Below are 12,049 nucleotides of genomic sequence, written 5' to 3' on the forward strand. Positions count from 1 at the left end.
CGGGACCGTGGACGTTCCCGCGTGATGGAAAGGTCCGCTAAGCGCCAGCTGCGGACATTGATGCGCCGTCAAGAAGCAGGCGTTCCGATGCACTCGAGGTGCGCAGCCGACTCTTAGCGGAGCTAGGTACCGACCAGTTCGCGATGGCGCAGTCACCGGGCGTTGGTCAGGGGTCGGCAGGGTACCACCGGTCTGTTCTGCGAAAATCGCGGGCGTCAGTGATGCAGGTCGCGGGACCGTTAGGGCCGACAAACAAGGCACGACATCGATCCGCCTCACCCTGAGCCAAACGCAGCACCATCCTTTCCAACCCGGTTTAGGATTCGAAGTCTTCGACCACGGCTTGGCTGTTCTCATCCAGCAATACACGCCGCCAGGAGCGCCGACGCTCAACCACGAACCCTCGCGACCCGCCTGCGAGAAGCGACGGTCGTGATCCGCACTATCGTTCCCGACCCGACCGCTTAGGCGCGTCTCAATCCCAAGGTATGTGCCTCGCCAGCCGTGATCGAAAAGAACCCTCCGCTCGTCGGGAGGATGAACGAGGTCGTTGACGATCACACGTTGTTCGTCAAATCTCCTCGCCGAGAAAAACTACATCTGAAGTTGTGCCCTCGGGCACCGCCGACGCCAGCTCTGGGGGGAGCGCCATGGCACGAAATCCCAAGCCCGCCGTGACGGCACCGAAGTCGAATCCGGGCCGCAAACGGACCTCCGAAGTCCCGACCCTAACCGCATCAAAGCTCAAGACGGCGGTCGTCCTCATTCACGGCATGGGCGAACAACGTCCGATGGCGACCTTGTGGAGCTTTGTGGAGGCGGCGTGGCGCACGGACCGCACCCTGACACCGGCCTATGACAATGCGGTCTACGCCAAGCCCGATGTGATCAACGACAATTTCGACCTGCGTCGGGTGACCACCCGCTACTGGAGCGATCCGGATCCGAAAAGGGTCGACTTCTTCGAATTCTACTGGGCCCATCTGATGCAGGGCAACACGGTCCAGGGCACCCTGTCCTGGCTGCGCGCGCTGTTCATTCGCCCCCCGTCCAGCGTTCCCAGAGGGCTTCGGCGGGTCTGGCTGGTCGGCCTTGTCCTGCTTATCGCCGCCGCCCTGCTGATGGGACTGGCCGCGCTCCCGTCGGAACTCACCGATGGCTTCGTCTCCAGGCGCCTGCCGATCAGTCTGTCCCTCGGGTCCCTCGTGCTGAGCCTTCTGGCGACCCGGTGGCTCGCCCCGGTCGCCGGCGACGCCGCCCGCTATTTCAGCCCGGACCCGCCCAATGTGGAGGCGCGGAACGCCATCCGGCGCGCCGGGGTCGAGGTGCTCGAACGCCTGGCCCAGTCCGGCAAATATGATCGCATCGTCCTGGTCGGACACAGCCTCGGCTCGGCGATTGGCCTGGATGTCCTTACCGCCGCCTATGAGCGTGTCGCGCGCGAGACCTGGGCCGAGGCCCATCCGGCCGGAGGCCCGGCGGCAAAGGCCCTGCGCGCTCTGGAAAAGGCGGCGGCGAAGCTCGTAGACGCCCACACCGACCCAGACCTCTTCGTCGCGTTCCGGGACGCCCAGCGCGCCTATGCCTCGACCCTCAAGAAGGGCGCCCAGGTCGGCAAGGCCCCTTGGCTGGTCTCCGACTTCGTTACCTTGGGCTCGCCGCTGAGCAAGGCGCAGATCCTGATCACGCGCAATCGGGAGCGTTTTGACTTCAGGGTGGGAGCGCGAGGACTGGCGACCTGCCCGCCCTTCTTCGAGCAGACCACGCCGCCCCGGTTCTCCTATGAGGTCGCGCGCAATCGCTGGGGCCCCCACCATGCCGCGCCTTTCGCCTCGACGGTCTGGACCAACGTCTATTTCCCCAGCCGGCTGATCCTGTTCGGCGACATCGTCTCGGGTGCCGTCGCCCCGCTGTTCGGACCGGGCGTGCGCGATGTGAAACTGCGCATCGCCGCGCCGCGGTTCCGGCACAACGACTACTGGCTCAGCCCGGAAGCTGATCCTGCGCCGGAGTGGATCGGCGCGCTTCGCAAGGCCCTGAACCTGCGGCTCGCCCTCGAAGACGTGGTTTGGGACCCGGGCGACACCGCCAGAATGATCAACGCCCGGCGCGAAAAGGCCCTCTGATGCTTCACGTCGACAGAGCCAGCCATCCCGCGCCCGCCTGCCTGTCTGACGAACGGTCAGAGCCGGGACGGCGCGCGCTGTTCGACCTCTTCTCGCTGGATCGGGCGGTGGCTGCGCAACGCAGCTTCCGCATGTCCTCAGTCTATGTCGAGGACAATGAACTCCACTCGGCGGTCACACGCCTCTTCCGCGGGCGCTGCGCCTTCTGCGAGACCGAGGATGAACTCCGTCCCTATCGCTTCCGGCCGAGCGAGGAGGCAGGACCCAGCCAGGCAGCCCCGCCGCAGGACGCGGATCGCGCTCACCTCTATTATGCGTGGTTAGCCAACGCCTGGGAGAACATCTACCCCATCTGCGGCGGCTGCCATCCCCGCGATCCTTCGATTTTCCCGGTCACCGGCAGGCGTCGACGCCTTCCCACCCCGGGCGAAATCGACCGGAACTTCACACAGCCGACCGGCAGCTGGATCACGGAGATCAGCGACCACCCCCTTTTCCTCGATCCGTGCGAGGGGACCGATCTTCGCAAACATCTCGCCGCAATACCCGGCGGGGCGATGCTCGGCATCTCCGGGCGCGGACAGGCGACCATCCAGCATTACGACCTGGATAGGCCCGGTCTCCAGGCGCGACGGGGCGCGGCCTTCGATCGCTACCGCGCCCAGCTGTTGGGTGCCACCGATGGCGGCCCCCGGTTCGCGATGAGATTCCAGGACATGGAGTTCGGCGGAGGGTGGTATCTGCTCCTATACCAGATCGCTAGGACGCTGGGCGGCGGGACGGGAGGCCGGCCCGTTCTCTCGATCAGCCGGATCGATCGCTATTACGCGACCTGGCTGTCGAACCCGGAGTTTCAGTTCCTGTTCGACCAGGCCTGGTTCGATCTCATGGAGCGGCCCGAGCAGCTCCTAGAGCGGGAGGTCCCCGAACGGTCTCTGGTGCATGGCGAGGCGCCTCAGCCCACCCTGTTCCAGATCCACAATTTCAAGGCGCTGGAGAAGATCGAAGTCCGGCTCCCGCCTCCCCGCAGCCTCGATGGGACCAAGGTTGGAAGCCAGGGCTCGACCCTCGTCGTCCTGGGCGAAAACGCAGCCGGCAAGAGCACCCTGCTTGAGGCGATCGCCCTGTCTCTGGTCGATGAAGGGACGCGGAACGACCTGCCCGGCCAGAGCCAGGCCTTTATGCTCGACCCCCGTCTGATGGGGTCCCCCGACACGTCGGAGACGGCCCGGCGAGGCGAGGTCCGGGTGACGTTCGAAAACGGCTACTGGACGACGATGGGGGTTCGCCCGAACCTGCCGACCCTCGATGATGACAGGATCTCCCGCCTCCCGGTCTTCGCCTATGGCGCCTTTCGCCTCTACCTCACGGCCGAAAAGAAAATCCGGCGGTCGTCGCCAATCCGGTCGCTGTTCGACGCCGGCTACGTCTTGCCGAACCCCGACGCATGGCTTGCCTCGCTCCACAAGAAGCCGGAGTTCGAGGAGGTTTCCCGGGTCCTGAAGGTGATCTTCGGCTTTGATCAGGAAGGCGATGTCATCGTCGTCAAGCGCGGAGCCTGTTATCTCCGGGTCCGGCATCGCCGCGAGAACGGCGATGACCTTGTCCAGGATACGCCCCTCAAGGCCGTATCCTCCGGCTTCCGCTCGGTGCTGGCCATGGTCTGCGACGTGATGCGCGGCCTGCTGAGCCAACGGGACCGGTTCAGCGCCTCTCTCGCCTTCAGCCGCGCGGTTGTCCTCATCGACGAGATCGAGGCCCACCTGCATCCCCGGTGGAAAATGCGCATCGTGACCGCGCTTCGCGAAGCGCTTCCCAACGTCACCTTCATCATGACGACCCATGATCCGCTCTGCTTGAGAGGGTTGAGAGCCGGCGAGGTCATGGTGTTCCGCCGCGTCGAGAGCCGCGCGCCAGACAGTCTCCCCGTCGTGGTCGAACAGCTGGAAGATCTGCCGGACGTCGGCTCCTTGACGGTCGAGCAAATCCTGACCTCGGATCTCTTCCAGCTGTACTCGACAGACGGTCCAGACATCGAGGCCCGGTTCGCAAAGGCGGCGGATCTGCTTGCGGCCGAGCGGGCCGGGGCGGACTTCTCGGACGACGATCGGGATGCACTCAAGCAGGCGAGAGCAGACATGCGCCTTCTCATCTCGCGCGCCATGCCGGTGGGATCGACCGAGGTCGAGCGCCTCATCCAGGAGGCCGTCGAGCAATATCTCGCAACCCGGCGCCGGGCCCGTGCTGATGCGCTCGGCGGACTTCGCGACAAGGCGCGGCAATCGATCATCAAAGCGCTCGAGGGCCTCTAGTGCGCTTTGTGGATCGTTCAAAGCAAACAGCGCCCGCCTGCCTGACAGAAGCGAAGCAGGCCGGTCAGAGAGAGCTGGCGCGCGCGAGGAAGAAGTACACGAGCGCCAACCCGCCCTCGACGTTCACCTTCAGGGCCTACAAAGAAGACGATGTCCGCCACGCCATGGAACGGCTCTTCCACGGCAAATGCGCCTATTGCGAAAGCCGCTACGACATCACGGCCCCCGTCGACATCGAGCATTTCCGCCCCAAGGGCGAAGTGGAGGGCGAGATCCATACCGGCTACTGGTGGCTCGCGGCGGACTGGGAAAATTTGCTGCCGAGCTGCATCGATTGCAATCGTCGCCGCTATCAGCATTCGCCGACCCTCCTCGCGAGCGTGACCGCCGTGCTGGACAGTTCGCCGACCGGCTTCAGCCGGGACTATCAGACCGGCAAACACTCCAGCTTCCCGCTCGCGCCCGGCGGCGTCCGAATGACGACCGAGCCGATGGGCACTAAGCGGAAGGACGCCACCAAGGCCGAGCTGGCGCTGCTGATCGATCCGACCAGCGACAGGCCTGAAGACCATCTTCAGCACTATATCGATCGCCACTCGCCCATGGGCCTGGTTCTGCCGACCGGCGGGAGTGCGGTGTCCTTCCCGCCCTTCGCCTTCGAGGGCGCGAAAGACGCGATGGCGATTGAGAAAGCCGCCCGCGCGGCCCATCTCAGCCCTCGCGGCTCGGTCTCCATCCAAGTCTACGGCCTCAATCGCCTGGGCCTTGTCCAAGAGCGGACCCGGCTGCTGAGACGCCTGGAGCTGCTGAGCGAACTCATCCTGAAGCTCTTCACCATGGAGGCCGATCTGGATGATCTCGCGACGGGTGAAGCCGATCCCGTCAAACACCAGAAGCTGACCGCTCTTGCAAAACAGGCGAACGCCCTGGCGCATCGGGCCTTGTCAGAAGTTCGGCTTGCCGGAGCCGACGAGGCCCCCTTCACCAGCCTGGCCAAGGCGTGGATCGCCGACTTCCGTCGCGAACTCGCGCCGGGCGTCATCTGACGTCTAGCGACTTCGTCCACGTTCGGGCCTGTGCGGATCCCGGGCCGGCGTCGTCCGAATCTGCTCGGCGACGTAGCGCTGGACCGCGTCGCCGAGGATCCGGTCCTCTTTTCGCGTTGAACCCTGCAGACGAAGGGCCTCGGCCAGCAGGGCGCGCTGGATCTTCAGCGCCCGGCTTAGGCGCCGTTCTTCCCATGGTCCGGAGCCGGCCCCGGGCAAAGCCTCCCCCGGTCGCCCGGTCGCCTTGATCCGTCGCAAGCTGTCCGGATTTCGCTGGACGTTCCGCACCCGGCGGGGTGTCCCCTCGGCCTGCACGCCCGCTCTCGCAAGGCTCGGGCGAAGAGCTGCCGCCATGTCTCCAGATCGGCCTTGCGGATTCAGCCGTTCGCCGTCGCGCCCCCAGCGCTCGCACCGTGAGGTGGACGTGCGGGTCCGGCCCTCGTCGTGGAGCGCGAAGACCCAGGCGAAACGATCTCCGAAGGCGGCCTTGGCTAAGGCGCGCGCCGAATCCTCGACCACATGGGCCGGCGTTCCGGCCGGCATGCTCAGAATGATGGATCGCGTGAGGGGCGCGTCCTTGCGCCGGGTCGGGTGAGGTCGGCCTCCATCGCCCATTCGGCCGCCAGGGCGTCGGCGGGGGCGCGTCCCTTCCACCGCTCGCCCATGTCATCCTCAAGGGGCAGGCGTCCGTCAGATAGTCGAGATGGATCCGCAGATCGCTCCGGTTGCCGGTCCGCCCCGTCACCTTGACCATGACCTCGGACGCCCCGCGGACCAGGCGCGCGAGTTGGCCGTAGGCGGCGCGATCGCCTGTGGGACCCGGAGGCCGCAAGACGGGCCGCGTAATCCGGGCGCGGCGCACGTCCACGGGCGGACGCAGGGCCTCTTCGAATCCGAACGGCTGACGATCGTCGGTCATCCCCCATCCCAATAGGCGCGGTTCAGTCGAAGGGTCTCGTCGACGCCAGCGACCTGGTCACGGATCTCGCCTGCGAAAGCCTCCAGCTGCGTGAGTTCCGCCTGCAGGACGCGCCCTTCCAGGACGGCGACATTGAGGGCGCGAGCAATCTGTTGACGTTGACGCCGATCCGCCTGAGTTCGCGGCGGATCTCGATCAGGGCGGTCGCTTCCGGAGGAGTCGGCTGTGGTCTGCCGGTCAGCCGGCCGCGGATGAGCCGGACCGCCCACTGCGTTCGAGATACGCCCAGACGACCCGCTTCCTGCTCCAGACGGGCAAGATCCCGATCGCCCAATCGGAGCGCCAGCCGTCCCGTCAGCCGCTCCACCGCCCCTCCATCCGCGTCCGGGAGGTGGGCGTGTGCGGCCTCCTGGATGAGGCGTCGCAGCAGACGCGACCGTCCTCCACGCGCCGCCGCCGAAGCGTCGAACTTGCGCGCCAGGTCGTGCGAAAGGCGGACGGTGATGCGATCCATGATCGGGCGGCTTTGTCTGACGTTGACGTCGCAAAGCCTATCCTGCCCTAAACCGTCATCCCCTTCGCCCCGCAGGCCTACGGGGTTGCCCGCCCTCCCCTCGGCGTCCGCCCTGCGTCCGCTCGCCCGCCGCCCTGAAGGGCGCCCCAACCGGGCGGTTTCCCTGAGGTCGCCACCTGCGCGACTCTGCTACAACCGCCTCATGACGCGGCATGAAAACGGGCAACCGGTGACCATCGTCCTGTCGTCTGACAGCGGCGAAACGCTCACCTGTTCGGCCCTCCTCCATCAGGATCCCCATCATCTGAAATGGAACCGGATGTCGCTCCTCGGCGCCCAGGACAACATGTTCGAACTGTTCCGGGCCGACGATGGTCGCGCCGTTCAATGGTCCATGTTCGTCAATCCGCAATGGCCCGACATGGGCGGCGACTATCAGACGTCGGGGCGGGGCTTCGTCCGATCCAAGGGGATGGCGAGCGGCCTGAACATCGCGCTCGATTCCATCCAGACCTTCGCCGACATCGATCTATCCGACATCAAGGAGATGATCTCGGGACCCGGCTGGAAAGGGACCCGGGCGCACTACTGGTTTCTGCAAAGACCCGTCGGCTGGATCCCGATGCGTCGCCGTTTCAGCCTTCGCAACGAACTGAGCGCTTATGGCGACTGGCGCAGGGTCCCCAAGCTCGGGATCAAGTTCCGGTTCGCGACCATGGGTCATGCGCGCCACGATCCGCGGGTGTCGCGCGAGACCGAACTCATCGAGATTCCAAGCCTCGACATCGAGCCTCTCGCCGGGACCGACCCGGCGACCTTCCGACTGCTCGCCGAGGACATCTGGTTCAGCCTCCGTCTCTTCCTGACGTTCCGCTATCGGCAGATGATCACCCCGCTGATGGAGTCGCACGAGCGCGAAGGCGGTCTGGAACAGACCTGGCATGTCGTCGCCGTAGAGCCCCGCGGCCTTCGATCCGACGACGACACCCCGCCCTTCTACGGCGCGGTCGATCAGATCTTCGCGCGCGTCCTCCCTGCTCTCCACGCCCTGAAGCCACAGCGCGAACTGCTCCACGGCGCCGCATGGGGGTATGCGGAATCCTTCAAGGGCGCGGTGACCGAGAGCGCCCTGACCAGTGTCATGGAGGCGCTGGAAAGACTGGTCTGCGCCTATGAGGAGATCAACGGACTGAGCCGGGACCTCGTGAGCCGGGCCGCCTGGCGGCCGATCGCCCGGTCCCTGAAGGCGGCGGTGGACGCGATCGACCTGGATAAGGATCTGAGGTCACGCATCAAGCGGGGGCTGGTTGCGCCCGCGACCCTGTCCCTGCAGGACCGGCTTGAGCGGATGGCGAAGGCCTACCGCGCGAATTGGCATCCGGAAGATCGCACCCTCCTCGAGGGGCTCGGAGAAATGATCAAGATGCGCAACGACATCGTGCACGGGCGCGTGGTGTCGGACATCAAGCCCGTCTATGTCGAACTCGTTCGGGCCCGCGCCATCTTCGAACGGCTGTTCCTGGATGTGATCGGCTGCCGGAAGCGAGACCTCTCCGGCATGGCCTATCTGATCGTCAGCGAGCCCCGGCCCGAGCCCCGATCGCCGAACCCGGACGACTGACCCGCTGCCCCTGTGAGAAGCCCCTGAGATGTCGAAGCGCGCCTTTGTCCAGTGCGACGACCGGGCCGAGAACGGCTACGACACCCGCACCTGAGATAGGGAAACGGCCCCGGCGGGTCTGCCGGGGCCGTTGATGGTTGCGATTACCGAGCTTGCGAAGTTGAGGCCGAGATCGGCCAGTTTCGACGGGACGTTGCGCAGCATGTCTTTGAGCCAGATTTTCAGTGTGGTCATGATCAGTTCTCCCTTCCGAAGGCGTTGAAGTATTGTCGGAGAAGGACCGTCACAATGAAGGTCAGTACGAAGGCACGCAGGTCGGTGATCGGCCCTCCTATGAGGAATGGGTGCCCGACGTCCCCGGGCGTGACCTCGATATTGGCGCGCCTTGCGCCCATTGCAAGATTGGCGACAGCGGCCTGACCGAGACCGGTCAGCGACCAGACGCGGGATCGGTGTCATCGTGACCCGCCCACGTCGTCCAGCGCTCCCCCTCGGGGTCCCATATTTGGCGGACGACGCTGGGATAGTCCTCGGCCGCCTGCATCATCAGAGCGACGAAATCCCCGAGATCGACCTCGACCAGACCGCGCCCGGCCTCCCGGTCGGAGGTGACGAGGACGCCCGTGCAGCGGCCCTCGTCGTCGACCACCTCGGCGAAGGCGGCGCTGTGGATCATCATGTTCAGAATCCGGCGCCAGGTCAGGGTTCGCGTCTGCCGGGCGTTGAGATCGTAATGCCGGGCCAGCCCGTGCATCAGGCCGGAGAAATGCGGCTTGAGCGGCGGCGCGAGGCGAACCTGGACCGGGGCGGACAGGGTGGCGCTGGACAGTTTGTGATCGTCCGACAGCTTTCGCAGGCTGTAGGCGGCCAGAAAGAGCTTCCGTTCAAGCAGGAAGCCGCGACGTTCGCCCGGGGGCCGGGTCGCCCAGCGCACGATCAGGTCGGCGTCTCTCCGGAGCGCGGACTTCCAGGGCGAGCTTTCGTGGATCATGCGGCGTCAGGCTCCGGAACGATACGGCCGAGCTTGCAGGCCGCCGTCAACGGGCGCATCCTGCCTGCAACGCTCTCACCTTGAAATCATCGGGTGACGCCGCAACGGAATGTCTGAGCGTGACTACCGCGGCAGGTAATGGAACCCCCGTCTGTAACGGGTTCCGAGAGATATCCGTTCGCACCCGGCGTCAGACCGGCAGGAACGGCCTGGACTCAACTGTCCCGGTGCTCTGCCTGCTGCTGCCTATGCGCATCACGCGACAGGACCGGGACGCATTTGAAAAGGATGCGTTCAATGCGCGATACCGAACCCGACAAACACCGCTTCGACTTCGAAGGCCCCGGCTGGCGTCTCTCGGCAACCGGCCTCGGCCTCGCCGTCGTGGTCGTCCTGGCCGTGGTCGCGATCGTCTATCTGATGCAGCCCGGCTGACCCAGATCGTGCCCAAGCCGCGCGCCCCGAAAGGGCGCGCGGTGCGTGGGACCAGCCTGCCTCGAGACGCCTCTGGACTGATCCGCGACTCAGCCCAAGATGGCATCCGGGTTAGGCGCCTGTGACCTGTCGCCGGGTCAAACGTCTCCTTGCTTCAAGTCCTGTCCCCGGCCTCACGTTTTCCCTCGTGTGCCGCAGTGTAATCGGCGACCTGCGCACCCATCGAGGCAAACGCCATGGTCGACCTTTCACTCCGCCTGAACCCTGTGACGCTGGACCGGCTGAAGGCCGGACTTCGCCTGACGGCCCCCGACATCAAATCCTCTCATCGCGTCGAGGCGCTGGCCCGCGCCCTCGGCTTCAGCACCAACGCCGAGCTGCGGGTCCGGTTGTCGGCCGGCGCCGTCGGCCCCTGCCCGATAAATCCGGAGGCCTTCCGCCTCTATCTCGCGGATCACGGCTTCAACGCGCCGCCGTCCGTCATCCTGCGCGCGGTCGCCCATGCGATCACCCTCGGCGCCATGGATCGCGACGAGCGCCTGCACCTGTGGGGTTGGGGGTGCGGCCGACCTGAGCGTGGGAGCGGCGGCGCCTGGGAGACTCCTTACCAGCACTACGACCGGTTCCTCCGCTACCGCGAGGAGCTGACATCCATTCGGGTCGCCGAACAGGTTCTTCGGGCCATCGCCCTGTTGTCCCGCGTTCCGGCCACCCGGACGATCCGGCCGGACACGGACTCCTATCGGCTCAAGCACATCGCGGAGAACTTCCCTTGCGCCTATCCGGGCGGTGAGGCCCTCGGCCCCGGCTATGTGGCGAACGGCCCCCTGATCGTCGCCGCCATCCATCTGGGCTTCGTCTACAAGACCGGTCGCGATCGGGACGGCTGGGAGTGGCCGAACGTCACCTTCAACATGTCCCAGAAGCATCTGCTCGAGCTGGACATCGCGTGCCGGCCCAATGGCGCGCGCGCCCAGGCGCGGCGTCGCAAGCTGGAGCCCCGTCGCTACGGATCGCTTTGGCCCCGGCTCCACGCGGCCTGAATTCGCTTCGGATCAAAATCCGCGACACCTGTGAGAGGTCTCGGAGGCACAAGAAAGCCGCGCGCCCCCGAAGGGCGCGCGGCGAGGTTTCCGCAGTGTCTTCCAGCTATTCCGCCGCGAAGGCGTAAGCGTCCGGAACGGTTTGCGGGACGTCATCCGGGCTGTGTTCCGGTTGGTCGGGCGCGTCGTCGTCCGTCCCCGCCGCCGCCGTTCTCAGCACCGACGGCAGCCAGCCCGTCCCCTCCACCAGCCGTTCCGCCGCCTCGGCCATCTCGCCCTTTTTCAACCCGGCGATCCGGCCCGCCTCCTCCGCATTGACGGCCTCTGTCACCGCCTCCAGCACCCGCGTCTTGGCCACCCGCGTGAAATAGCTGGCGGCGGTCGCGGTCCATGCGCCGGTCATGTCCAGCCCGACCGCCGTGGCCAAGGTCTCGGCCTGCGCCCGTGCGTCGGGCCTTCGGTCGTGCGGGTCGCGGACGGCATAAAGGCCGACGCCCGCGCAACAGGCCATGAGGTCCAGTTGCTCCGAGGGCGGCAGGGCCTCCACCACCGCCCAGAGGGCCTCGGCCCGTTCCGGCAGACGCGCACCCCACGCCTCGCACCGGTCCGTGACGCGCCGCCCGGCCGGGCCGTCCGACACCCCCGGCGCCAGCCGCTCCAGATCGCTGGTGCTCAAGCGAAGCTGCAGGGGGGTGTACTGGCCACAGCCCGGATAGAAGACCTGCAGGGTGAGGGCGTGAACGACCGTGGCCAAGGCGATGGTCACATCGGCTTGCACCGCATCGCGCAGCCCCATGGTCTTGTGGGCCGTCAGGTCGATGACGAGCCGGTCCGACAGGGCCCGGGTCTCGACCTCCTCCGGTTCGGCGCCGCTGGCGGCATCGGAGCCGGTCTCTTCCCGTTCTTGGGCGTCCGCTTCGGACGCAGGGTCGGCGACCACGTCCTCGGCCCTGACCAGACCGCGCTCGAACCGGGCCTGTCGGCCCGTCCCGGCGTCGTCTCCGGAAATCCTCTCTTCCTGCGCCCCCAAGGCGCGCCATAA

At 66.4% G+C, this 12,049-nt stretch carries 10 protein-coding genes; 6 read left to right on the forward strand and 4 right to left on the reverse strand.

What is annotated here, in order from left to right; translation table 11 throughout:
• The first annotated feature begins 650 nt into the window (after positions 1-650).
• From BRESU_RS14520 to BRESU_RS14530, 3 genes are read left to right on the forward strand one after another with little or no spacing between them, the layout of a single operon-like run.
• Positions 651-2,126 carry an alpha/beta hydrolase family protein gene (locus BRESU_RS14520; RefSeq protein WP_013270318.1) on the forward strand — a complete coding sequence of 492 codons (1,476 nt, stop codon included), beginning with the start codon at positions 651-653 and terminating at the stop codon, positions 2,124-2,126.
• On the forward strand, positions 2,126-4,438 hold the full coding sequence (locus BRESU_RS17445) for an AAA family ATPase (RefSeq protein ID WP_013270319.1): 2,313 nt from the start codon (positions 2,126-2,128) through the stop codon (positions 4,436-4,438). Before BRESU_RS14520 ends, BRESU_RS17445 begins: the two co-directional genes overlap by 1 nt.
• Entirely contained in the window at positions 4,438-5,484 is a 1,047-nt protein-coding gene (locus BRESU_RS14530; RefSeq protein ID WP_013270320.1) for an HNH endonuclease family protein, read from the forward strand. The genes BRESU_RS17445 and BRESU_RS14530 overlap by 1 nt, the downstream gene beginning before the upstream one ends.
• Before the next feature lie 941 nt (positions 5,485-6,425).
• On the opposite strand, the gene BRESU_RS14535 is transcribed toward BRESU_RS14530, so the two are convergent.
• Positions 6,426-6,917 (reverse strand): plasmid mobilization relaxosome protein MobC, encoded by a 492-nt coding sequence (locus BRESU_RS14535; RefSeq protein WP_218915390.1) that lies wholly within the window; start codon positions 6,915-6,917, stop codon positions 6,426-6,428.
• A gap of 319 nt (positions 6,918-7,236) precedes the next feature.
• Here BRESU_RS14535 and BRESU_RS14540 point away from each other — a divergent pair, with 319 nt between their 5' ends.
• Positions 7,237-8,538, forward strand: a complete 1,302-nt coding sequence (locus tag BRESU_RS14540) for a hypothetical protein (protein WP_013270322.1) — start codon at positions 7,237-7,239, stop codon at positions 8,536-8,538.
• Positions 8,539-8,613: 75 nt separating this feature from the next.
• Here the strand turns inward: BRESU_RS14540 and BRESU_RS17455 are convergent, their stop codons facing one another.
• Together BRESU_RS17455 and BRESU_RS14545 are read right to left on the reverse strand one after the other, a co-directional pair.
• A complete protein-coding gene (locus BRESU_RS17455) occupies positions 8,614-8,772 on the reverse strand; it encodes a hypothetical protein (protein WP_013270323.1) in 159 nt (52 codons plus the stop codon).
• Positions 8,773-8,968: 196 nt separating this feature from the next.
• Positions 8,969-9,529 carry a hypothetical protein gene (locus BRESU_RS14545; RefSeq protein ID WP_013270324.1) on the reverse strand — a complete coding sequence of 187 codons (561 nt, stop codon included), beginning with the start codon at positions 9,527-9,529 and terminating at the stop codon, positions 8,969-8,971.
• Between the two features lie 297 nt (positions 9,530-9,826).
• Between BRESU_RS14545 and BRESU_RS17580 the strand changes: the two genes are divergently transcribed.
• Positions 9,827-9,964 carry a hypothetical protein gene (locus BRESU_RS17580; RefSeq protein WP_013270325.1) on the forward strand — a complete coding sequence of 46 codons (138 nt, stop codon included), beginning with the start codon at positions 9,827-9,829 and terminating at the stop codon, positions 9,962-9,964.
• A 236-nt stretch (positions 9,965-10,200) separates the two neighbouring features.
• Positions 10,201-11,007 carry a hypothetical protein gene (locus tag BRESU_RS14550; RefSeq protein ID WP_013270326.1) on the forward strand — a complete coding sequence of 269 codons (807 nt, stop codon included), beginning with the start codon at positions 10,201-10,203 and terminating at the stop codon, positions 11,005-11,007.
• A 106-nt stretch (positions 11,008-11,113) separates the two neighbouring features.
• On the opposite strand, the gene BRESU_RS14555 is transcribed toward BRESU_RS14550, so the two are convergent.
• The gene (locus BRESU_RS14555) at positions 11,114-12,037 is read right to left on the reverse strand and encodes a hypothetical protein (protein WP_218915391.1); all 924 of its coding nucleotides are present in this window, start codon (positions 12,035-12,037) and stop codon (positions 11,114-11,116) included.
• Between the last annotated feature and the right edge of the window lie 12 nt (positions 12,038-12,049).

This window comes from Brevundimonas subvibrioides ATCC 15264 (assembly GCF_000144605.1).
Taxonomy (GTDB): Bacteria; Pseudomonadota; Alphaproteobacteria; order Caulobacterales; family Caulobacteraceae; genus Brevundimonas; species Brevundimonas subvibrioides.

What these genes read in the sequence shown, in the direction of transcription:
- BRESU_RS14520 (WP_013270318.1), top strand. Translation starts at nt 651, where the DNA reads ATGGCACGAAATCCCAAGCCCGCCGTGACGGCACCGAAGTCGAATCCG.
- BRESU_RS17445 (WP_013270319.1), top strand. Translation starts at nt 2,126, where the DNA reads ATGCTTCACGTCGACAGAGCCAGCCATCCCGCGCCCGCCTGCCTGTCT.
- BRESU_RS14535 (WP_218915390.1), bottom strand. Translation starts at nt 6,917, where the DNA reads ATGGATCGCATCACCGTCCGCCTTTCGCACGACCTGGCGCGCAAGTTC.
- BRESU_RS14540 (WP_013270322.1), top strand. Translation starts at nt 7,237, where the DNA reads ATGTCGCTCCTCGGCGCCCAGGACAACATGTTCGAACTGTTCCGGGCC.
- BRESU_RS17455 (WP_013270323.1), bottom strand. Translation starts at nt 8,772, where the DNA reads ATGACCACACTGAAAATCTGGCTCAAAGACATGCTGCGCAACGTCCCG.
- BRESU_RS14545 (WP_013270324.1), bottom strand. Translation starts at nt 9,529, where the DNA reads ATGATCCACGAAAGCTCGCCCTGGAAGTCCGCGCTCCGGAGAGACGCC.
- BRESU_RS17580 (WP_013270325.1), top strand. Translation starts at nt 9,827, where the DNA reads ATGCGCGATACCGAACCCGACAAACACCGCTTCGACTTCGAAGGCCCC.
- BRESU_RS14550 (WP_013270326.1), top strand. Translation starts at nt 10,201, where the DNA reads ATGGTCGACCTTTCACTCCGCCTGAACCCTGTGACGCTGGACCGGCTG.